This window comes from Streptomyces sp. NPDC002156, assembly GCF_053593675.1.
In genome coordinates this window covers 1-22,014 of the sequence record NZ_JBSFDA010000070.1, presented here as the reverse complement: position 1 = coordinate 22,014, position 22,014 = coordinate 1, and the positions used below count along the sequence as shown (strand labels likewise).

General features: G+C 71.1%; 19 protein-coding genes and 1 rRNA gene. 5 read left to right on the top strand and 15 right to left on the bottom strand.

Annotated elements, in window-relative coordinates; genetic code table 11:
• Positions 1 to 47: 47 nt before the first annotated feature.
• Together ACWCRB_RS26290 and ACWCRB_RS26285 are read right to left on the bottom strand one after the other, a co-directional pair.
• On the bottom strand, positions 48 to 677 hold the full coding sequence (locus ACWCRB_RS26290) for an NUDIX domain-containing protein (protein ID WP_450998377.1): 630 nt from the start codon (positions 675 to 677) through the stop codon (positions 48 to 50).
• 92 nt (positions 678 to 769) lie between these two features.
• Positions 770 to 2,437, bottom strand: a complete 1,668-nt coding sequence (locus ACWCRB_RS26285; RefSeq protein WP_450998403.1) for a CTP synthase — start codon at positions 2,435 to 2,437, stop codon at positions 770 to 772.
• A 535-nt stretch (positions 2,438 to 2,972) separates the two neighbouring features.
• On the opposite strand from ACWCRB_RS26285, the gene ACWCRB_RS26280 reads away from it, so the two are divergent.
• From ACWCRB_RS26280 to ACWCRB_RS26270, 3 genes are all read left to right on the top strand, one after another.
• Entirely contained in the window at positions 2,973 to 4,775 is a 1,803-nt protein-coding gene (locus ACWCRB_RS26280; protein WP_450998402.1) for a glycoside hydrolase family 15 protein, read from the top strand.
• Between the two features lie 146 nt (positions 4,776 to 4,921).
• Positions 4,922 to 6,304 (top strand): FAD-binding oxidoreductase, encoded by a 1,383-nt coding sequence (locus tag ACWCRB_RS26275; RefSeq protein ID WP_450998376.1) that lies wholly within the window; start codon positions 4,922 to 4,924, stop codon positions 6,302 to 6,304.
• Positions 6,305 to 6,370: 66 nt separating this feature from the next.
• On the top strand, positions 6,371 to 8,014 hold the full coding sequence (locus ACWCRB_RS26270) for a PucR family transcriptional regulator (RefSeq protein WP_450998375.1): 1,644 nt from the start codon (positions 6,371 to 6,373) through the stop codon (positions 8,012 to 8,014).
• 13 nt (positions 8,015 to 8,027) lie between these two features.
• On the opposite strand, the gene ACWCRB_RS26265 is transcribed toward ACWCRB_RS26270, so the two are convergent.
• From ACWCRB_RS26265 to ACWCRB_RS26245, 5 genes are all read right to left on the bottom strand, one after another.
• The gene (locus tag ACWCRB_RS26265; protein ID WP_450998374.1) at positions 8,028 to 9,158 is read right to left on the bottom strand and encodes a glycosyltransferase family 4 protein; all 1,131 of its coding nucleotides are present in this window, start codon (positions 9,156 to 9,158) and stop codon (positions 8,028 to 8,030) included.
• Positions 9,159 to 9,407: 249 nt separating this feature from the next.
• Positions 9,408 to 11,150, bottom strand: coding sequence for a DNA repair protein RecN (gene recN / locus ACWCRB_RS26260; protein ID WP_450998373.1), 1,743 nt, complete (start codon positions 11,148 to 11,150; stop codon positions 9,408 to 9,410).
• Positions 11,151 to 11,338: 188 nt separating this feature from the next.
• Positions 11,339 to 12,244 (bottom strand): NAD kinase, encoded by a 906-nt coding sequence (locus tag ACWCRB_RS26255; RefSeq protein WP_450998372.1) that lies wholly within the window; start codon positions 12,242 to 12,244, stop codon positions 11,339 to 11,341.
• Positions 12,241 to 13,056 carry a TlyA family RNA methyltransferase gene (locus ACWCRB_RS26250; RefSeq protein WP_450998371.1) on the bottom strand — a complete coding sequence of 272 codons (816 nt, stop codon included), beginning with the start codon at positions 13,054 to 13,056 and terminating at the stop codon, positions 12,241 to 12,243. Before ACWCRB_RS26250 ends, ACWCRB_RS26255 begins: the two co-directional genes overlap by 4 nt.
• A 7-nt stretch (positions 13,057 to 13,063) precedes the next feature.
• Positions 13,064 to 13,381 (bottom strand): hypothetical protein, encoded by a 318-nt coding sequence (locus ACWCRB_RS26245; RefSeq protein ID WP_450998370.1) that lies wholly within the window; start codon positions 13,379 to 13,381, stop codon positions 13,064 to 13,066.
• Positions 13,382 to 13,423: 42 nt separating this feature from the next.
• On the opposite strand from ACWCRB_RS26245, the gene ACWCRB_RS26240 reads away from it, so the two are divergent.
• Positions 13,424 to 13,771, top strand: coding sequence for an alkyl sulfatase C-terminal domain-containing protein (locus tag ACWCRB_RS26240; RefSeq protein ID WP_369032950.1), 348 nt, complete (start codon positions 13,424 to 13,426; stop codon positions 13,769 to 13,771).
• Here the strand turns inward: ACWCRB_RS26240 and ACWCRB_RS26235 are convergent.
• The 4 genes from ACWCRB_RS26235 to ACWCRB_RS26220 form a co-directional block, all read right to left on the bottom strand.
• On the bottom strand, positions 13,755 to 14,612 hold the full coding sequence (locus tag ACWCRB_RS26235; RefSeq protein WP_450998369.1) for an ABC transporter ATP-binding protein: 858 nt from the start codon (positions 14,610 to 14,612) through the stop codon (positions 13,755 to 13,757). The genes ACWCRB_RS26240 and ACWCRB_RS26235 overlap by 17 nt on opposite strands.
• On the bottom strand, positions 14,609 to 15,685 hold the full coding sequence (locus ACWCRB_RS26230) for a FecCD family ABC transporter permease (RefSeq protein ID WP_450998368.1): 1,077 nt from the start codon (positions 15,683 to 15,685) through the stop codon (positions 14,609 to 14,611). The genes ACWCRB_RS26235 and ACWCRB_RS26230 overlap by 4 nt, the downstream gene beginning before the upstream one ends.
• Positions 15,682 to 16,725, bottom strand: coding sequence for a FecCD family ABC transporter permease (locus tag ACWCRB_RS26225; protein ID WP_450998367.1), 1,044 nt, complete (start codon positions 16,723 to 16,725; stop codon positions 15,682 to 15,684). Before ACWCRB_RS26225 ends, ACWCRB_RS26230 begins: the two co-directional genes overlap by 4 nt.
• 244 nt (positions 16,726 to 16,969) lie before the next feature.
• The gene (locus ACWCRB_RS26220) at positions 16,970 to 17,998 is read right to left on the bottom strand and encodes an HAD hydrolase-like protein (RefSeq protein WP_450998366.1); all 1,029 of its coding nucleotides are present in this window, start codon (positions 17,996 to 17,998) and stop codon (positions 16,970 to 16,972) included.
• A 73-nt stretch (positions 17,999 to 18,071) separates the two neighbouring features.
• Here ACWCRB_RS26220 and ACWCRB_RS26215 point away from each other — a divergent pair, with 73 nt between their 5' ends.
• Positions 18,072 to 19,376 (top strand): DUF1015 domain-containing protein, encoded by a 1,305-nt coding sequence (locus ACWCRB_RS26215; RefSeq protein ID WP_450998365.1) that lies wholly within the window; start codon positions 18,072 to 18,074, stop codon positions 19,374 to 19,376.
• Between the two features lie 62 nt (positions 19,377 to 19,438).
• On the opposite strand, the gene ACWCRB_RS26210 is transcribed toward ACWCRB_RS26215, so the two are convergent.
• From ACWCRB_RS26210 to rrf, 4 genes are all read right to left on the bottom strand, one after another.
• A complete protein-coding gene (locus tag ACWCRB_RS26210) occupies positions 19,439 to 20,269 on the bottom strand; it encodes a hypothetical protein (RefSeq protein ID WP_450998364.1) in 831 nt (276 codons plus the stop codon).
• Positions 20,269 to 21,075: a hypothetical protein gene (locus ACWCRB_RS26205; protein ID WP_450998363.1), complete on the bottom strand. Its 807-nt coding sequence runs from the start codon at positions 21,073 to 21,075 to the stop codon at positions 20,269 to 20,271. The genes ACWCRB_RS26210 and ACWCRB_RS26205 overlap by 1 nt, the downstream gene beginning before the upstream one ends.
• A gap of 33 nt (positions 21,076 to 21,108) precedes the next feature.
• Positions 21,109 to 21,738: a hypothetical protein gene (locus tag ACWCRB_RS26200; protein WP_450998362.1), complete on the bottom strand. Its 630-nt coding sequence runs from the start codon at positions 21,736 to 21,738 to the stop codon at positions 21,109 to 21,111.
• A gap of 171 nt (positions 21,739 to 21,909) precedes the next feature.
• Positions 21,910 to 22,014 (bottom strand): 5S ribosomal RNA (gene rrf, locus ACWCRB_RS26195); the annotation flags it as partial.

The following is a 22,014-nucleotide window of genomic DNA, read 5'->3' as shown; positions in this document are numbered from 1 at the left end:
TCAGGCGATGGTCACACCGGAGTCGGCAGTTGGCCCCTACCGGTGCCTCAGGCCTCGAAGGGCCGGGCCAGCCAGGGCGCCTCGGCCGGGCGCAGCGCGTCGAGTCCGTCGCCCTTCTCGGCCGCCACCAGCGAAAGGAGGCCGACGACAAGGCAGTTGTTGTGCAGCTCCCCGGCGAGGATGCCCCGGACGAGTTCACCGACGGGCACGCGCGCGTGCTCCATGTCGGCCTCCTCGTCCTCGACCTCGAAGCGCTGCCCCTCGGCCTCGGACAGATTCCGGGCCAGGAAGATCCGTACGGCCTCGTCGCAGCCGCCCGCCGTGGGGTAGACGTCGGTCAGCACCCGCCAGTCCTCGGCCTTGACGTGCGCCTCCTCGTACAGCTCGCGCTGGGCGGCGTGCAGCGGATTCTCGCCAGGTACGTCGAGCAGCCCGGCCGGGATCTCCCACATCCGCTGACGCACGGGGTGGCGGTACTGGCGGATCAGCAGGACCCGCCCCTCGTCGTCGAGGGCGAGGACGCCCACGGAGCCGGGGTGGACCTGGTAGTCGCGGCCCACCACCGAGCCGTCGGGCATGACCACCTCGTCGGTGCGCACGGAGGTCTTGTTGCCCACGAAGGGGGTCTCCGTCGCCCGGATCTCCCACTCCTCCGGAGTGTCCTTGATGGTGGTCATGTCGACTTGTCCTCCCGCATCCCGCACGTGCCAAAGAAACCGGGGCACGCACCCCCAAAGGCGCGCACCCCGGTCACCGTACAGCCCTTGGACTACTTGCCCGTCTTGCGCTCGACGGCAGCCTTGACGAGGCCGGCGAAGAGCGGGTGGGGGCGGGTCGGGCGGGAGCGCAGCTCCGGGTGTGCCTGCGTGGCCACCAGGTAGGGGTGCACCTCGCGCGGGTACTCGACGTACTCCACGAGCTTGCCGTCCGGGGAGGTGCCGGAGAACTGGATGCCGGCCTTCTTCTCCAGTTCGGCGCGGTAGGAGTTGTTGACCTCGTAGCGGTGGCGGTGGCGCTCCTCGACGTACTCCTTGCCGTCGTACACCTCGCGCACGATGGAGCCCTCGGCGAGCTTGGCCGGGTACATGCCCAGGCGCATCGTTCCGCCCATGTCGCCGTCGCCCGCGACGATGTCGAGCTGCTCGGCCATGGTCGAGATGACCGGGTGGGCGGTGGCGGCGTCGAACTCGGTGGAGTTGGCGTCCTCGATGCCGGCCAGGTTGCGGGCCGCCTCGATGACGATGCACTGGAGGCCGAGACAGAGTCCGAGCAGCGGGATCTTGTGCTCGCGGGCGTACTGGATCGCGCCGACCTTGCCGGACACACCGCGGTCGCCGAAGCCGCCCGGGATGCAGATCGCGTCCACGTCCGCCAGCTGCTTCTGGGCGCCCGCGGGGGTCTTGCAGTCGTCCGAGGTGACCCACTTGATCTTCACGCGCGCGTGGTTGGCGAATCCGCCCGCGCGCAGCGCCTCGGTGACCGAGAGATACGCGTCGGGCAGGTCGATGTACTTGCCGACCAGGGCGAGGTTGATCTCGTGGGCGGGGTTGTGGACGCGGTCCAGGAGGTCGTCCCAGGTCGTCCAGTCCACGTCCCGGAAGGGCAGGTCCAGCTTGCGGACGACATAGGCGTCCAGGCCCTCGCGGTGCACGGTCTTGGGGATGTCGTAGATCGAGCGGGCATCGGGGCAGGCCACCACGGCCGCCTCGTCGACGTCGCACATCAGGGAGATCTTGCGCTTGATCGCGGTCGGGACCTCGCGGTCGCAGCGCAGCACGATCGCGTCCGGCTGGATACCGATGTTCCGCAGGGCGGCGACCGAGTGCTGGGTCGGCTTGGTCTTCAGCTCGCCGGAGGGGCCGATGTAGGGCAGCAGCGAGATGTGGACCACGAACACGTTGTCCCGGCCGACCTCGTGGCGGACCTGGCGCACGGTCTCCAGGAAGGGCAGCGACTCGATGTCGCCGACCGTGCCGCCGACCTCGGTGATGACGACGTCGACCTCGTCGGTGGCCATGCGGCGGATGCGGTGCTTGATCTCGTTGGTGATGTGCGGGATGACCTGGACGGTGTCGCCGAGATACTCGCCGCGCCGCTCCTTGGCGATCACCGTCGAGTAGATCTGGCCGGTGGTGACGTTGGCCGAGCCGTCGAGGTCGCGGTCGAGGAAGCGCTCGTAATGGCCGATGTCCAGGTCGGTCTCGGCGCCGTCGTGCGTGACGAACACCTCACCGTGCTGGAAGGGGTTCATCGTGCCCGGGTCGACGTTCAGGTACGGGTCGAGCTTCTGCATGACCACACGCAGGCCGCGCGCCTTGAGGAGCATGCCGAGGCTGGAGGCCGTCAGACCCTTGCCGAGCGAGGAGGCGACACCCCCGGTGACGAAGATGTGCTTGGTCGTCGTGGCGTTGCTGTTTCGAAAAGCAGCGGGTGTCATGGCCAAGGCGGGGCTCCCGTGGTCGCGGTCTGGGGTGCGGTACGGCCACCCGGCCCGGAGATTTCCGGGTTTTCACTGGAGGAGCCGTCGCTGCGGTTCGGGGGTTTCGTGCCCACCGGTCCACGGGCTACCAGGGTATCAGCGACCCGGGGACAAGGCTTCCGGCCACGCTCCGCGCACACCCGGACACGCATCCCGTACACGAGTCACCATCACCTCGTCCAGCGCTCACCCGAAACCGTGCCCGCTCAACCGAGCTTCACTCGTTCAGCGGACCCGGGTTGTCGAGAGCGGCACGCGGATCATCTGCGTGCGTCGTATGCTCCTCGGACACTCGCTGCCGAGCCCGACCGGCAACACGGCACCACCCCCGCCCGTAACCCCGGAACAACGAGAGCTCGTCAGTCCGTTGAGCACCGATTGGTGTTTGCTCCACCGCTCAACGACGCTTTACAACGAACCCTTGACCGCAAGAGCGAGACCCCCCTTTTCCTTCTCTACGGGGGGCGACGTGGCCGTTCGACTGGAGTTGCACGTGGCCGGGCGCATCGAAGACTACGCACTCATCGGAGACATGCAGACCGCCGCGCTGGTCTGCCGGGACGGCACAGTCGACTGGCTGTGCCTGCCCCGCTTCGACTCCCATGCCGTCTTCGCGGGACTGCTCGGCACCGAGGAGCACGGCTTCTGGCGCCTCGGCCCCGCGCACGCGACGGACGCCGAACCGCCCACAGCGGCACGCCGCCGCTACCGGGGCGACTCGCTGATCCTCGAATCCGAGTGGGACACCCCGCGCGGCACGGTCAGAGTGACCGATTTCATGCCCCCTCGCGACGGCGCCCCCCAGCTGATCCGCATCGTGGAGGGCGTCAGCGGCCGTGTGCCGATGCGCTCGGCCCTGCGCATGCGGTTCTCTTACGGCCGTGTCGTGCCGTGGGTGCACAAGCACGAGGGCCGGACGGTGGCCGTCGCGGGCCCCGACTCTGTGTGGTTCGACACCACCGCCGAGACCTACGGCAAGTCCCTGACGACATACGCCGACTTCACGGTGGCACCGGGTGACCGCATCGCGTTCACCATCTCCTGGGAGCCCTCGCACAAGCAGCCGCCGGCGCTCCCGGAGCCGGAGCAGTCGCTGGAGGCCACCGAGGACTTCTGGCGCGAGTGGGTCGAGCAGTGCACGTACCACGGCCCGTACCGGGAGGCCGTAGTCCGCTCGCTCATCACCCTCAAGGCACTCACCTACGCGCCGACCGGCGGGATCGTCGCCGCCCCCACCACCTCCCTGCCGGAGGACATCGGCGGCGTGCGCAACTGGGACTACCGCTACACCTGGCTGCGCGACGCGGCCATCACCCTCTCCTCCCTGCTGCGCACCGGCTACCGCGACGAGGCCCGCGCCTGGCGCGAGTGGCTGCTGCGCGCGGTCGCCGGCGACCCCGAGAACCTGCAGATCATGTACGGCATCGCGGGCGAACGGGAGTTGGGCGAGGCCGAGCTGGACTGGCTGCCCGGCTACGAGAACTCGGGCCCGGTCCGCGTCGGCAACGGCGCCGCCCACCAGCTCCAGCTGGATGTGTACGGCGAGGTCACCGAGGCCCTGCACCTGGCGCACATGACGGGTCTGGCCCGCAACGACTACGCCTCCCTGCTCCAGCTGAAGCTGATCCGCTACCTGGAGCAGCACTGGGACGAGCCCGACGAGGGCATCTGGGAGGTGCGCGGTCCGCGCCGCCACTTCGTGCACTCGAAGGTCATGGCGTGGGTCGCGGTGGACCGCACGATCAAGCTCATCGAGTCCGGCGACGCGGACGGCCCGCTGGAGAAGTGGCGCGAACTGCGCGACGACATCCACCGGGACGTGTGTGAGAAGGGTTACGACAAGGAGCGCAACACCTTCACACAGTCGTACGGCTCGAAGGAGCTGGACGCCTCGCTGCTCCTCATCCCGCAGATGGGCTTCCTGCCTCCCGACGACAAGCGGGTCATCGGCACCATCGAGGCCATCCAGCGCGAACTGTCCACCTCGGACGGCTTCATCCTGCGCTACCCGACCTCGGGCGGCGAGGAGAACCTCGACGGTCTGCCGGGCGACGAGGGCGCGTTCCTCGCCTGCTCGTTCTGGATGGCGGACGACCTCGCGATGATCGGCCGCGTCGACGAGGCCCGCAAACTCTTCGAGAAGCTCCTGGCCCTCCGCAACGACCTGGGCCTCCTGGCCGAGGAATGGGACCCCCGCCTCAAGCGCCAGGTGGGCAACTTCCCCCAGGCCTTCAGCCACGTCCCATTGATCGACACGGCCCTGAGGCTGACGGCGTCGGGGGCCTACGGCGGCTAAAACGGACGCCCAGGGAATCGCGCCCCGAAAGGGGCGCGGGGAACTGCGCGACCAGCCACGACGGCGCCGCACCTGAAAACGGCGCCCTCGTGGCAAAGCGCATACGCTGGAACCACACAAATGCCCCTTATTGGAAGGGGACCGCCATGGCCTCCCCCTCAAAGGCGGGCGCAGCCCTCACCGCCCTGCGCGAGGACCTGACCGGCGAGGTCTTCGCCCCGGGGGATCCCGGGTACGACGACAACCGAACCGTCTACAACGCCATGATCGACCGCCGCCCAGCAGTGATCGCACAGGTCGCGGACGACGCCGACGTAGCCCGCTCCATCCGCTTCGCCCGCGACCTGGACCTGAAGATCGCAGTCCGCGGCGGCGGCCACAGCGTCGCAGGCATGGCGCTGAACGACGGCGGCCTGGTGATCGACCTGCGCCGACTGACCGAGGTCACCGTCCACCCCGCGGAGCAATCCGTACGGGTCCAGGGCGGGGCCCTGATGAGCCACCTGGACCGGGCGACCCAGCCGTACGGGCTGGCGACCACCGGCGGCCGGGTCTCCACCACCGGGGTCGGCGGCTTCGTGCTGGGCGGCGGCAGCGGCTGGCTGGAGCGCTCCTGCGGCCTCGCCGTCGACAACCTCATCGGCGTCGACCTGGTGACCGCCGACGGCACCGCGGTGCACGCGAGCGACGGGCAGAACCCGGACCTGTTCTGGGCCCTGCACGGCGGCGGCGGAAACTTCGGCGTCGCCACCTCACTGACCCTGAGGCTGCACGAGCTGCCCGTGGTCTCCATGGCCCTGGTGCTGTACCTCCCGGAGTTCGGCCAGGAGGCGACCCGCATCTACCGCGACGTGATCGAGGCGGGCCCGGTCGAGGCGAGCGGCGCGGTCATCTATCTCACCGGCCCGCCCGAGGAGTTCGTACCGCCGCACCTGGTCGGACAGTTGCTGTGCGCCGCCCTGCTGACGTACGCGGGCCCCGAGGAGGACATGCGCAAGCTCGCCGAACCGCTGCTGGCGCTGCCGCACGAGTCGGCGGTCGTGACCGCGATCCCGTACGCCGACCTGCAGTGCATGCTCGACGACCCGCCCGGGATGCGGAACTACTGGTCGGCCGAGTACCTGACGGGCGCCCCCGACGACTTCGTGGCCGTGTTCTGCGCCGCCGGGAACTCCGTACCGGTCCCGACAGCGACCACGCACGTGCTGTTCCCCATGGGCGGCGCGGTCGCCGACGGCCCGGCCGAGTACCCCGTCCCCTACCGGGACTCCCCCTGGGCCGTGCACCCCTTCGGCATCTGGGAGGACCCGGCGGACGACGAGCGCTGTGTCCGGTGGGTCCGTGACGTCCGTACCGACGTGCAGCCGTGGAGCAGCGGCGCGGTCTATCTCAACTTCATCGGCGACGAGGGCCCGGAGCGCGTGATCGCGGGCCTGGGCGCCGAGAACACGCGCCGGCTGGCGTCGGTGAAGCGCCAGTACGACCCGGACAACGTGTTCCGCTTCAACCACAACATCGTTCCGGCGTAGGGAAGCCGCCGGTGCCGCCGACGGGCAGGTCGTCATCCGTACGTAGGTGCAGGTAGCGTCCGCTGCATGGACAGCCGTACGGACAGCCGTTTGGAGAGCCAGGGCGCCGGGATCACCGTGCGGCGGGCGCTTGAGCTGCCCGGGCTGCGCAGCGGGCTGCCGGAGATCCTCGCGGGCGCCGACCGGCTGGGGCGGACCGTGCGGTGGGTGCACGCGGGCGAGGTCCCGCACATCGCCTCGCTGCTCAAGGGCGGCGAGCTGCTCCTGACGACCGGGTACGGGCTCGGCACCCGTCCGGCCGAGCAGCGCGCGTTCGTCCGTACGCTCGCCGAGCGGGGCATCGCGGCGCTCGTCGTGGAGCTGGGCCCGCGCTTCACGCGGCTGCCCGCGGCCCTGGTGGAGACGGCCCGCTCGACCGGTCTGCCGCTGGTGCAGCTGCACCGCGAGGTGGCGTTCGTGGCCGTCACCGAGGAGATCCACACCGAGATCGTCAACGGCCACTACGCGCTGCTCCAACGGGCCGAGGAGGTCCATCGGCGCTGTACGGAGGCCCTGCTGGGCGGTGGCGGCATTCCGCAGGTCCTCGGCATCCTGGCCGACTTCAGCGGCAACCCGGTGTTCCTGGAGACGACGGACGGCCAGCTCCTGTACGCCGCCGGAGCCGGCCCCGAGGGCGCCGATCCGCTCCAGGTGTGGGAGGGGCTGCGCGCCCAGCAGAAGGACGCGCCGCCGTCCGCCGGTTCCGTGCTCGTCGACGTGCCCGGGGGCGGCCACGGCACCGGGTCGGTCCGCGCGCGGCTGGTCCTGCTGCCCGTCCTCGAACCGCTCGCCCCCGTGCACCGCATCGCCGCCGAGCGGGCCGCGGGCATCCTGGCCGTCGTCCTGATGCAGGCCCGGCAGGAGGAGGAGCTGGCGGCGCGTGGCCGCGGCGACTTCCTCACCGACCTCGCCGAGGGCCGTATCGACGCGGAGGCCGCGCCCGCGCAGGCCCGCGTTCTCGGCTTCAAGCCCGGCACCGGGCCACTGCTGCCGATGGTGATGCGGCTCGGCGACGCGCTGTCCCCGGGCGGCGGCTGGGCGGTGCTGGCCCGGGCGGTCACGGAGGAGCTGGCGTCGGTGGGCGTGCCGGTGCTGCTGGGCGTACGGCCGGTCGAGGGGCGCGTACCGCTGCTCGTGGGCCTGCGTACGGAGGCGGAGCGCCCGGCGGTCGCAGACAGGGTCGCGACGGCGCTGCGGACCGGTGTGGAACGCGCCGGGATGCAGCGCCCGGGCGCACCGCCGCCGGTCGTCGTGGTCGGGGTGGCCGGTGGCTGGGCGGCGGCCTCGGCGGGTCTGCGGCACGCGGCGGAGACGGCGACGGCGGCCCAGGGGCTGCCGGACCGCCCCTGGTACGACGCCCGGCGCCTGGACATCGACCTGCTGCTGTGGCGGCTGCGCGACCAGCCGGACCTGGCGGCCTTCGTGGACCGTGCGATCGGCCCACTGCGTACCCACGACCAGCGCTCCAAGCCGCCGCTGCTGCCCACCCTGGAGACCTACCTGGCGCACGCGGGCCGCAAGGCGGAGACGGCCCGTGAACTCCACCTCAACCGCCAGACGCTCTACAACCGCCTCGCGCGGATCGGGGAGTTGCTGGGCACGGACCTGGACGACCCACAGACGGTACTGGCGTTGAGCCTGGCCCTGCGAGCCCGCAGACACGTGACCTGAGCCGGGCGAGCCTCTAGGAGAGCAGCCGGGGCTGGGTGAACTCGTCGTAGACGCTGAGCACTTGGGCGACGGTCTCGTCCTCGGAGGGCCAGGTGGCGATCTGCCGCACGCCCCGCTCCCGGAGGAGTTCCTGGCGCTCCGGATCCCCGAGGAGCCGTACGACGGCCCTGCCGAGCGCCGCCGCGTCGCCGTACGGGACGAGTTCGGCCGCGTCCCCGACCAGCTCGGGAACGCCTCCCACGGCGGTCGCGATGAGCGGCACGCGCGCGTGGAGGGCCTCCTGGGCGAGAACGGAACGCGACTCCCAACGGCTGGGCAGGAGTGCGAGATCGGCGGCGACGAGCAGTTCGCTCACGTCGTCGCGGCGCCCGATGAGCCGGACCGGCAGCCCCTCGTTCTCGATCCGGCCCTGCAACTCCGCCCGCAGGGGCCCCTCCCCGGCGATCACGAGGAGTGGCTCGGGATCGAGACCGCGCCACGCGTGTACGGCGTCCAGCAGGACGTCGTACCCCCGGTGCCGGTCGAGTGAGCCGACGGCCATGAGCAACGGGCGGTCGGTGGCGCCGAGTTCGGCCCGGGTCTTGAGCCGGTCGGCCTCGTCCCACCCCGTGCTCCCGGGCGGCGCGGGCAGCGCCACGGCGGACAGCCGGGCGTCCCTGGCGCCGCGCCGCCTGGCCCGGTCGACGAGGTCGGAGGAGGTCCCGAGGACCACTGCGGCGGCCTTCACGACCCGCCGCTCCAGCACCTTCAGCAGCTGGGCGCGCGGCCCCTCGGCGTAGGCGCGGTTGTGCCAGGTGACGACGAGCGGGGTGCGGCGCCCGCTGAGCGCGAGGGCGGCCCGGAAGGAGGCGTGCAGCCCGTGCGCGTGCACGAGGTCGGCGTTCGAACAGGCCATGCGCAGCGCCGCGACCGAGGCGGGGTCGCTGCTGCGCGGGATGGGCACGTGTTCGGCACCGGCGCCGGTGAAGTCGTAGGCGCTGTCGGCGTCGGAGGGAGCGCACACGCTGACGCGCACGCCTCTCGCGACGAGCCCCGCGGCCAGCGAACGCACGTGCGCGCTGCTGCCGGCGTTGCCGCCGCCGAGCACCTGGACGGTGCGCAGCGGCGACTGGCCGTGCGGTGAGTGGCTGGTCACGGGGCTCACGTGGCCGGGGGCTCCTGGTTCGGCGTCGGGCGGTCACGAAGAAAGGACTTGGAGAAAGGACACGGAGAAACGTACAGAAGGATCGGGCGGAAGGGGTGTACCGCGCGGCTTCCTCCCTGTACGGGAGGTTTTCCATGCTCCTTCAAGGATGCCAGTACGTACGGGTGTTCCGAACCACGGAGGGGTGCGGGATGTCACCCACACGAGTGAGAGAGACCCCACTAAACGTCAACTGTTCGAACTCGAACGTCAGCCGTCCGCCCGGGCCGCCGCCAGCAGCTCCTCCGCGTGCGCCCGCGCCGTCTCCGAGTCCTCCTGCCCGGCCAGCATCCGCGACAGCTCCCGTACCCGCTCCTCGCCCTCCAGGACCTTCACGCCGGACCGGGTCACCGACCCGTCGTTGGTCTTCTCGACCAGCAGCTGCCGGTCGGCGAACGCGGCGACCTGCGGCAGATGCGTGACGACGACGACCTGCGCGCTCTTCGCCAGCTTGGCCAGCCGCCGCCCGATCTCGACGGCCGCCTTGCCGCCGACACCGGCGTCGACCTCGTCGAACAGATAGGTGGGCACCGGATCGGTCCCCGCGAACACGACCTCCACGGCCAGCATCACGCGGGACAGCTCACCCCCGGACGCGCCCTTGGCAATGGGCCGGGCGGGCGCCCCCGGATGCGGGGCGAGCAGCAGTTCGACCTCGTCGGCGCCGGAGGGCCCGTAGGCGACCGTACGCCCGCCGACCTCGACGCCCTCGGGGTCCTCGGTCTGCCGGATCTCGAACGACACGCGCGCGTGGGGCATGGCCAGCGAGGCCAGCTCGGCGGTCACAGCGGCGGCGAACCGCTCGGCGGCCTCCGTCCGCGCGTCCGTCAACGCCTGTGCCATCCCGCCCAGTTCGCCGCGCAGCGCGTCCCGCTCGGCGGTCAGCTCACCGATGCGCTCGTCGTCGCCGTCGAGTTCGAGCAGCCGCGCGGAGCTTGTCTCGGCCCACGCCAGCACGCCGGCGACATCGGAGCCGTACTTCCGGGTCAGCGCGGTGAGGGCGGCCCGCCGTTCCTCGACGGCCGCCAGGCGCAGCGGATCGGCGTCCAGGTCGTCGGCGTACCCCGCCAGCTCCCCGGCGACGTCCCCGAGCAGAATGCCGACCTCACCGATCCGGTCGGCGAGCGCGGCCAGGGCGGAGTCGTGCGAGCGTACGGCTTCCAGGGCCCGATGGGCGCCCGCGACGAGCGTGGCGGCGTCGATGCCCTCGGGATCCTCGGGGTTGCCGGCCAGCGCCGCATGAGCGACGGTCGCGGCCGAGGCCAGCGCCTCCGCGTGCCCGAGCCGCTCGGCCTCCTCGGCCAGCTCGACATCCTCACCGGCGCGCGGCTCCACAGCGGCGATCTCGTCGAGCCCGTACCGCAGCATGTCGGCTTCCTGGGCCCGCTCCCGCGCGCGCGTGGTGATCTCGTCCAGCTCGGCGGAGACCGCCCGCAGTCGCCGGTACGCCTCCCCGTACTTGGTGAGCGGCGCGGCGACCGCGTCCCCCGCGTACCGGTCGAGCGCCGCCCGCTGCCGGGACAGCTTGAGCAGCCCCTGCTGATCGGTCTGCCCGTGCACGGCCACCAGTTCGTCGGCCAGCTCGGCCAGCACCCCCACGGGCACGGAACGCCCGCCCAGATGCGCCCGGGAACGCCCCTCCGCCGAAACGGTACGGCTGATGAGCAGCGCCCCGTCGTCCAGCTCGGCACCGGCCTCCTCGGCCCGTACGACGGCGGAACCGCCCGGAGGCACGGTGATCCGCCCCTCCACGACCGCGTTCTTGGCCCCGATCCGCACCAAAGCCGCATCGGCCCGCCCACCGAGCAACAGCCCGAGGCTGGTCACGACCATGGTCTTGCCCGCACCGGTCTCACCGGTGACGGCGGTGAAGCCGGGCGACAACTCGACGACCGCATCGTCGATCACGCCGAGCGACCGTATCCGCATCTCCTCCAACACGAACACGACCATACGAGGTCAGCCACCCCAAGTGCGACGCCCCCCACCTCGAATGAGAGAACCCGCAGGTAACGAAAGGAGATCGGCCTCCCCATATCACCCAGGGGAGTGGCCCGACCCAAGGGGCGCGGGGAACTGCGCGACAAGCCACAGCGCACCCGCACCCGCCAACGAATCCAGGCCACCCCCCACAAACCGCGCTAGTGAGGAGCCCCCCGCCACCCAGAAACAGGCAGCGCGAACTTAGCCACAAGCCGGTCAGTGAACGAAGCATGGTGCAGCCGAGCCAACCGCACAGGCACAGCCCCCCGCCGAACCTCCACCCGCGCCCCGGGGGGCAACTCCACAGTCCGCCGCCCGTCACACCACAGAACACCCGGCGGAATGTGAGGCAGAACCTCCACAGCAAGCACAGAATCCGGCGAGGTCACCAACGGCTTCGCGAACAGCGCATGCGCACTGATCGGCACCATCAACAGCGCCTCGACCTCGGGCCACACCACAGGCCCACCCGCGGAGAAGGCGTACGCGGTGGACCCGGTAGGCGTGGACAGACAGATCCCGTCACACCCGAACCCGGTAACAGGCCGCCCATCGATCTCCAGGACAACCTCGAGCAACTTCTCCGCGGACACCTTCTGCACGGCCGCCTCGTTCAGCGCCCAGTCCGTGTGCACGATGTTCCCGTTCTGGTGCACGACGACGTCGATGGTCATCCGTTCCTCGACCTCGTACGCCTTGGTCACCACCCGGTCGACCACCTTGTCGAGGTCGTCGCGCTCGGCCTCGGCGAGGAAGCCGACGCTACCGAGGTTGACGCCGAGCATCGGCACCCCGGACGCCCGGGCGAACTCGGCGCCGCGCAGCAGCGTGCCGTCGCCGCCCAGCACGATGAGCAGCTCGCATCCGTCGAGGCACTGCGCCGTGGCCTCCTCGACCAGCTCCACCGTCGGCGGCAGCGGCACTTCAGCCGCCTCCGCCGCGAGCACCCGCACCCCGAGTCCGGAGCGCAACAGCCCTTGGACGACGAGTTCGGCGCTTCTGATCGCGGCCGGCCGCCCGGTGTGGGCGAGCAGGAAAACAGTACGATCTCGGGTCTGAGTCAACGAGGCCCCTCCGCCACTGCACGGTCGACATCGGCCGGGTTGAGTTCAGGTGCGCCGGCCCGCAGCCACAGAAAGTACTCGACATTCCCCGACGGCCCGGGCAGCGGGCTGGCGGTCACACCCTGCACGCCCAGCCCAAGCTGCCCGGCGCGGGCGGCAACTCCGCGTACCGCCTCGGCACGCAGTTCGGGACTGCGTACGACTCCTCCACTCCCCAGCCGTTCCTTCCCCACCTCGAACTGTGGCTTGACCATCATCACCAGATCGGCATCGGGCGCCGCACACCGCGCAAGGGCGGGCAGCACGAGGCCGAGCGGGATGAAGGACAGATCCCCCACGACAAGATCCACTGGTTCCCCATCGATCGCTTCGAGCGTCAACTCGCGTACGTTCGTACGGTCCTTGACGGTGACGCGTTCATCGCTTTGGAGAGACCATGCGAGTTGTCCGTACCCCACGTCGACGGCGACGACGTGCGCGGCACCCGCGCGCAGCAGTACGTCGGTGAATCCACCGGTGGACGCGCCGGCGTCCAGCGCCCGCCGTCCGCCGACCTTCAACCCCTGCGGTACGAAGACCTCCAGGGCGCCCGCGAGCTTGTGGCCGCCCCGGGAGACGTACTCGGGATCGCTGTCGTCGGCCATGACGACGATCGCGGCGGCGGTCTCCACCTGGGTGGCGGGCTTGGTCGCGACGGTCTTGCCGACGCTGACCCGCCCGGCGGCGATCAGCTGGCTCGCGTGCTCGCGCGAGCGGGCGAGCTTCCGCCGCACCAGCTCGGCGTCAAGACGGCGGCGTGCCACTCCTGCCACGTTCGGTTCAGCTCCTATTGCCGTACGTCATCGGGGGCGCCGGAGGTCCCGGGCGGGCGTCGAGCGCGGTGAGCGTGTCTCGCAGCCCCCGGTGTACATCCTCGTACACCTCGACATGGCCGTCCGTGGCGAGGTGGTCGGCGTCACCGAGCCGGTCCAGCAGGGCGTCGACCTCGGCGTCGCCCGTGGGGACGCGGGGGACGTTCAGCGGGGCCGGGGCGGCGGGGTCGTCGTCCTCGGGCCCGGAGTCGTACCCGGGTTCGACGGCCGCGTCCGGAACCTGCGGCTCCGCCGGGCCCTCGGCCGGGGGCACTGAGTCGTTCATGCCCCGACGCTACCTCGAACCGCTGAGGTACCGTCGTTCGCGATGGCCACGATTGAGGAGTGCCGCAGCGCACTCGACAAGCTCTCGGACAACATGGCGGGCGCGACCGGGGACGCACGCGAGGCGGCGGCCCTGGACCGCTCGCTGAGCTGCCGTATCACCGACCTGGACGTCACCTTCGTCGGACGCCTCCAAGGCGGCCGTATCGAGGTCCAGGACACCCTCCAGGGCCCGCCCCGGGACAAGGCGGAGATCCGCCTCACCATGTCCGGCGACGACCTGGTCGCGCTGGTCGCCGGCGAGCTGAACTTCGCGAAGGCCTGGGGCTCGGGCCGCGTGAAACTGGAGGCGGGCCTGCGGGACCTGTTCCGCCTCAGGAAACTTCTGTAGCCAGCTTCGTACGGGCCTTGCGCGCGGCCGGCACCACCAGCGGAGTGCCGGTCTCCGGATCGTCGATGACCTGACAGCGCAGCCCGAACACCTCTTCGACCAGCCCTGCCGTGACGATGTCCCCCGGCGCGCCCTCGGCGATGACCGCGCCCTCGCGCAGTGCGATGAGATGCGTGGCGTACCGGGCCGCGTGATTGAGGTCGTGCAGTACGGCGACGAGCGTCCGCCCCTGTTCCTCGTGCAGCTCGGCACAGAGGTCGAGGACATCGATCTGGTGCTGGATGTCGAGATAGGTCGTCGGCTCGTCGAGGAGCAGCAGCGGGGTCTGCTGGGCGAGGGCCATCGCGATCCACACGCGCTGCCGCTGGCCGCCGGACAGTTCGTCGACATAGCGGTCGGCGAGTTCGGCGACGCCGGTCGACTCCATGGACTCCCGCACGATCCGCTCGTCGTCCTGGGACCACTGCCGCAGGATGCCCTGGTGCGGGTACCGGCCCCGGCCCACCAGGTCGGCGACGGTGATCCCGTCGGGCGCGATCGACGACTGCGGGAGCAGCCCCAGGGTCCGCGCGACCTTCTTCGGGGGCATCGAGTGGATGAGCTGCCCGTCGAGCAGCACCCGGCCCTCGCTGGGCTTGAGCATCCGCGACAGGGCGCGCAGCAGCGTGGACTTGCCGCAGGCGTTCGGGCCGACGATGACCGTGAAGGAGTTGTCGGGTATCTCGACCGACAGCTGCTCGGCGATCACGCGCTGGTCGTAGGCGAGGGTCACGCTCTCGGCGGACAGGCGGTTCACGGTGTTGGTGCCCTTCTTGACGTTCTCGTTCGTGGAGTCGCTCATATCCGGCCCGCCTTCCGCTCGGTGACCAGCAGCCACAGCAGATACACCCCGCCGAGCACTCCGGTCACGACCCCCACGGGCAGCTGATCGGCGCCGAAGAGCCGCTGCGAGGCCCAGTCGGCCACGATCAGCAGGGTGGCACCCATGCACATGGACGGCACCAGGTTCGGCCCCGGCGAGCGGGTCAGCCGCCGGGCGAGCTGCGGCGCGGTCAGCGCGACGAAGCCGACGGGTCCGGCGGCGGCCGTGGCGGCGGCGGTGAGCAGCACGGCGGCCAGCATCAGCACCAGCCGTACGCGCTCGACGCGCACCCCGAGGGCGTACGACACGTCGTCGCCCATCTCCGTCATCCGCAGCGCCCGCCCGTTCACGAGCACCACGGGTACAAGGACCGCGCACAGCCACAGCAGCGGCCAGACCTGGTCCCAGCCCCGCCCGTTGAGGGATCCGGTCATCCAGACGACCGCTCGGGTCGCGTCGACGAGGTCGGCCTTGGTGATGAGGTAGCCGTTGACGGCTGTGACGACCGCGGAGACCCCGATGCCGACGAGCACCAGCCGGTACCCGTGCACGCCCTGCTTCCAGGCCAGCAGATAGATGGCGAGCCCCGTCACCAGCCCCCCGACGAGCGCCCCGAGGGTGACCGCGCCCGCGCTCCCGGAGAACAGCACGATCATGATCAGCGCACCGGCGGTCGAGCCCTGGCTGAGGCCGAGTACGTCCGGACTGCCCAGCGGATTGCGGGAGATGGACTGGAACAGCGCGCCGCCCAGCCCGAGCGAGGCCCCGACCAGCAGTCCGACCAGGACGCGCGGCAGCCGCAGCTCGTTGACGATGAACTCCTGGCCCGTGTTCCCGTCGCCGAACAGCGTCTTGAGGACGTCCCCGGCGGGGATCGGGAAGTCGCCGGTACCGATCAGCACGACGCTCGCGGTGAGCCCGGCCAGCAGCAGCGCCACGACGACGACCAGCGCGCGCACGTCCAGCCGGAGGGACACGCCACCCGGGGTCCGTACGACACGGTTGGCGCGGCCGGTGCCCCGGGCGGGCCGGACAAGAAGGTTGCTCTTCACAGCTGCGCCGTCCTCCGCCGTCGTACGAGAAAGATGAAGACCGGGCCGCCGATGACCGCGGTGACGATGCCTACCTGGAGTTCGGCGGGCCGGGCGACGATCCGCCCGACGACATCGGCGCCGAGCAGCAGGACCGGCGACAGGACGGTCGCGTACGGCAGGATCCAGCGCAGGTCGGGCCCGGTGAAGGACCGCACGACGTGCGGGACCATCAGGCCGACGAAGACGATCGGACCGCAGGCGGCGGTCGCGGCCCCGCACAGCACGGTCGCGGCGGCCATGGACAGCGCGCGGGTGCGGTTCAGGTTGGCGCCGAGGGCGCGGGCGGTGTCGTCGCCCATCGCCACGGCGTTGAGGGGGCGGGCGACCAGCAGCGCGAGGACCGTGCCGACCACGATGAACGGCAGGACCTGCGTGATGGTGTCGTCGGTGGCCGAGGCCAGCGAACCGACCGTCCAGAAGCGCATCCTGCTGAGCGCGGCGTCGTCCGTGATCATCACGGCCTGGAGATAGCCGTAGAGCGCGGCGCTGATGGCGGTGCCGGCGAGCGCGAGCCGCACAGGCGTGGCCCCCCGGCTGCCCCCGAGGAACCAGACCAGCGCTCCGACGGCGGCGGCCCCGAGAAAGGCGAACCACACATAGCCGCTCAGCGAGGTGACGCCGAAGAAGGTGATGGCGGTGACGACGGCGGCCGAGGCACCGGCGTTGATGCCGAGCAGCCCTGGATCGGCCAGCGGATTGCGGGTCAGCGCCTGGAGGACGGCGCCGGACAGCCCGAGTGCGGCACCGGCGAGCAGCCCGAGGAGGGTCCGCGAGACCCGCTCGCCGACGACGACGTCCCCATAGGTCCCCGAGTCCTGGAACAGCCCGTGCCAGACCTGCTCCAGGGACAGCTCTTTCGCGCCGATCGCGATGCTCGCGAGGGCGACAAGAACCAGGATCCCCAGAGAGACGAGGAGTCCAACGGCCCGTATCGCCTGACGCTTCGGGGGCGCGGGGGCGGTCTCCGCGCGCTGCTCAGGAGGACTGTCGACAAACACCAGGTTAGGTTAGCCTACCCTCGCAATTGCCTCGTTGCCCGTCCACGAGAGCGCCTCTGAGGACGTTCCCTCGGCTCCGATCCCTCGGCTCCGATCCCTCGGCTCCGATCCCTCGGCTCCGATCCCTCGGCTTCAGCCTCCCGGCCCGGTTTCCTCAACTCCGGCCCCACGGCCCAGCCTCCCGACTCCAGTCCCTCGGCTCCGGCCTCCCCAGCCCAGCCCCTCAGCTCAGCTCAGCTGCTCCTCACAACCCCAGCCGCGCCAGCGCCTTCCCCCCGTCCAGCGCGCACACGCCGTCCCCCGCCGCCGTCCAGGCCGCCGCACACAGCGCGCGAAGCCCGTCGAGCGCCTCTCCGTCGCCTTCCAGCTCCAGCCGCCCCTCCCCCGCGGTCGCCGTCCATCCCCCGCACCGGAAACCCTCGCCCGCGGTCGTCACCTCGGGTTGCCCGGTCAGCAGCCCCCTGAGGTCGGCGTCGACATAGGTGGGCCGGTGCTGCGGCGGCGCGGCCAGCAGTTGCGCGCCGTCCGTGACGCCGGTCAGCACGAGCAGCGAGTCGACGTCCCCGTTGAACGCGCCCTCGATGTCCGTGTCCAGCCGGTCCCCGACGACCAGGGGCCGCTCGGCCCCGGTCCGCAGCACCGTCTCCCGGTGCATCGGCGGCAGCGGCTTGCCCGCCACCTGGGGCTCGGCGCCGGTCGCGATGCGCACGACCTCGACTGCGGCACCGTTGCCCGGCGCGATCCCGCGCGCGCTGGGGATCGTCAGGTCGGTGTTCGACGCGAACCAGGGCACCCCGCGCGCGATGGCGAAGCACGCCTCCGCGAACCGACCCCAGGGCAACTCGGGCCCGCCGTACCCCTGCACGACCGCCACCGGCTCGTCCTCGGCCGAGTCGACGGGCTCAAGCCCACGCTCACGCAGTGCGACCTGCAGCCCCTCGCCGCCGATCACCAGCACCCGCGCCCCCGCCGGCACCTGGTCGGCGATCAGCCGGGCCACCGCCTGCGCCGACGTGATGACGTCCGGGCCCTCGGTCGCTATGCCCAGCTCGGTGAGGTGCTCGGCCACGGCGTCCGGCGTACGCAGCGCGTTGTTGGTGACATACGCGAGCCGCATCCCGCCGTCCCGCGCGACGCCGAGCGACTCGACGGCGTGCACGATCGCGCTGCCCCCCGCGTACACCACCCCGTCCAGGTCGAGCAGCGCCGTGTCGTACGCCTCGCTCAGCGCCCGCGCACTGCCCTCGGGCCGCGTCCTGACGGTCTGGCTCATTGTGCATCGCTCCTCGTTCGCCCGGCTTTCCCCCGATCATCCCCCATGCCACTGACAGCCCTACGATGCACCAATGAACACTGCAGGTCCCGCGGACGTACCGGCACGCATGGGCCTTCAACTGACCCCCTTCCGGGGCCTGCGCTACGACCCCGACCGGGTCGGCAGCCTTGCAGCCGTGACTTCTCCGCCGTACGACGTCATCGTGCGCCCGGACGGCCTGATCCACCTCGAATCGGCCGACCCGCACAACATCGTCCGTCTGATCCTCCCCCAGGCGGCGACCCCGTCCATCCGCAACGAACAGGCAGCGGACACCCTCGACGACTGGCTCTCCGAGGGCATCCTGACCGCCGACCCCGAGCCCGCCCTGTACGTCTACGAGCAGCGCGACACGACCGGCCACCTGCAACGCGGGGTCATAGGGGCCCTGCGCCTGTCGGAGCCGTCGGAGGGCGTCGTCCTGCCGCACGAGGACGTCATGCCGCACGTCGTGGCGGACCGCGCGGCCCTGATGCGCGCGACCTCCGCGAACCTGGAACCCCTCCTGTTGACCTACCGCAGCAACGATTCAGCAGGCGTGTCGCCGCACAGCACAAGCGCCGTGGTCGAACGCGCGGCAGCCCGCCCCCCACTCCTGTCGACGACCACGGAGGACGGCTTCGGCCACCGCCTCTGGGCGATCACCGACCCCGCCGAACTCGCCGGGATCCAGACGGACCTGACACATCACCAGGCCCTGATCGCCGACGGCCACCACCGCTGGGCGACGTATCTGCGTCTACGCGCGGAGCATCCGTCCCCCAGCCCCTGGGACCACGGTCTGGTGCTCCTCGTGGACACCGCCCGCTACCCCCTGCGCGTCCGCGCGATCCACCGCCTCCTGCACGGCCTCCCGGTCGCCGAGGCCCTGGCGTCCCTGAAGGGCCACTTCCGCGTACGTCACCTCAAGGTCCCCCTGTGCGAAGCGCTCACCGCCCTCGCGGAAGCGGCCACCGCGGGCAACGCCTTCCTCCTGGCCGGCGACGGCGCCTTCCACCTCGTGGACCACCCGGACGAGGCCCTCCTGGCCCGTACGGTCCCGGCCGACCACCCGCAGGCCTGGCGCACCCTGGACGCGACGGTCCTGCACGCCACGCTCCTCGACCACATCTGGCACATCCCCGAGGACTCACCGGCCCACATCGCGTACATCCACGACACGGCGGCAACCGTGGAGAAGGCGGAACAGGACGGCGGTACGGCCGTCCTGATGCACCCGGTCCGCGAGGAGGTCGTACGGGACCTGGCGCGCCAGGGCGTCACCATGCCCCGCAAGTCGACGTCCTTCGGCCCCAAGCCCGCCTCGGGCCTGGTCCTGCGCACCCTGGCGCACTGAAGCACGCCGAAACGCAGAAGGGCGGGACCCCTGGCCGGGGTCCCGCCCTTCACTGTCACTGCTTACCGAAGGTCGCCCGACGGCCCGTCGTCACTGTCGGCGCTGTCGTCGTCGGCCTCAACCGATGCGACGGCCCCGTCCTTGACAGACTCGGCCTCGACAGACGCAGACTCGACGCCCTTGTCATCGTCGGCGAGGTCGACAAGGTCGACCCCGTCCACGTCGACGTCCACGTCCGTGTCCTCATCTGCGTCTTCGTCTTCGTCTTCGTTCTCGTCGAAGGCGTCGACGAACTCCACCCCGTCCAGCTCGGCGAGCCGGTCCGACGCGTTCGTGCTGCCGTCCTTGTCGGACTCGACGGCCTTGGCGAACCACTCGCGCGCCTCGTCCTCACGTCCGGCGGCCAGCAGCGCGTCGGCGTACGCGTACCGCAGTCGCGCGGTCCACGGCTGTACGGAGTTGGACGCCAGCTCGGGGCTCTGCAGGGTCACGATGGCCGCGTCGAGCTGGTCCATGTCACGCCGGGCACCGGCCGCGACGAGCCGCATCTCGACCTGACCGGCCTTGTCCAGCTTGTGCACCTCGGGCGCCCCGGCCATGTCGAGCGCCTTCTCGGGCCGCCCGAGCCCACGCTCGCAGTCGGCCATGACGGGCCACAGTTCGACGTTCCCCGTCATCCGGCGAGCCGCACGGAACTCGGCGAGCGCCTCGCTGTACTTCTGGTTCGCGTACGCGGCGAATCCGGCCGCCTCACGTACGGCCGCCACACGCGAAGCCAGCCGCAGAGCCACCCGCGCGTACCCGTAGGCACCCTCGGGGTCCTCGTCGATGAGCCGGGCGACCATGACCAGGTTCTTGGAGACCTCCTCCGCGAGCCCCTTGGGCAGGCTCATCAGCTCCTGGCGTACGTCCTTGTCGATCTCGTCGCCCGTGACGTCCTCGGGGATCGGCAGCCGCTTGATCGGCTCCCGGTCCCGGTCACGCTCGTCACGGAACCCGCCACCACGCCGGTCGTCACGTCGGTCGTCGCCCCGCCGGTCGTCTCGTCCCCGGTAACCGCCGCCGCCACCGCTGGGCCGCCCGCCACGGTCGTCACGCCCGCGGTAGCCACCGCCACCACCGGCAGGACGGCCACCGCGGTCGTCGCTCCGGCCACGGAACCCACCGCGATCGTCGTCACGCCGGAAAGCAGGACGGTCACCACGGCTGTCGTCCCGACCACGGCTGTCGTCACGCCGGAAGGCGGGACGGTCGCCTTCGCGGCGGTCTTCATCACGCCGGAAGGCGGGACGGTCACCACGGCTGTCATCACGTCCACGGAACCCACCGCCACCACCGGCAGGACGCCCACCGCGATCGTCGTCACGACGGAAACCGCCACCTGCGGGGCGGCCCCCACGGTCGCCACGGTTGTCGCGGTCACCACGGTTGTCGTCGCGACGGAACCCACCGCCGCCGGCGGCGGGACGTCCGCCACGGTCATCACGACGATCGTCCCGACGGACGAACCCGCCACGATCCCCACGGTCATCGCTCCGGCCACGGAACCCACCGCGATCGTCATCACGACGGAAAGCGGGACGGTCACCGTCCCGACGGTCATCGCGCCGGTCGTCCCTGCGGTCGTCACGCCGGTCGTCCCTGCGGTCGTCACGCCCACGGAAGCCACCGCCAGTGCCACCACCGGCAGGACGTCCACCTCGGTCGTCGTCCCGCCCGCGATAACCGCCGCCTACGGGACGGCCACTACGCTCGCCGCGGTTGTCGTCGCGCCCACGGAACCCACCGCCAGTGCCACCACCGGCGGGACGACCACCACGGTCATCACGACGATCGTCCCGACGGACAAACCCGCCACGATCCCCACGGTCATCACTCCGACCACGGAACCCACCACGATCGTCATCACGACGGTCGTCACGGCGGTCATCCCGCCGAACGAAGCCACCGCGGTCACCGCCACCACCGCGGTTGTCATCGCGACGGAAACCACCACGGTCGCCTCGGTCGTCATGACGGGGTCCCGCCGGACGGTCCGAGCGGTCCGGCCGGTCCGAACGCTCGTCACGCCGGAAAGCGGGACGAGCCCCACGATCGCCGTCGCGACGGTCATCACGTCGGTCGTCACGGCGGACGAAACCACCGCGCTCACCACCGCGGTTGTCATCCCGGCGGAATCCGCCACCGCCACCACCGCCACCGCCAGCGGGCCGGTCGCCCCGGTCGTCACGACGGGGAGCTGCCGGCCGGTCGTCACGGCGACCGTAACCACCACCCGTCGGTCGGCCACCACGGTCGGAACCACCACGGTCGTTGTCACGGCGATCACCGTCGCGGCGCGGACCACTTCGGAACCCGCCACGGTCGCCGCGGTCACCACTGTCCCGGCGGCGCTGGTCGCGCTCCGGGCGCTCGTCGGGAGAGTTGGTGGACATGATGGGTGACTCCTGTCTTCGGTACCGCAAGCTATTTTAAAACAAAAAGGACCCCTGGTCCCAGCGTGAACGCTGGGACCAGGGGTCCTCCAAATATTGTTCGGCGGCGTCCTACTCTCCCACAGGGTCCCCCCTGCAGTACCATCGGCGCTGTAAGGCTTAGCTTCCGGGTTCGGAATGTAACCGGGCGTTTCCCTCACGCT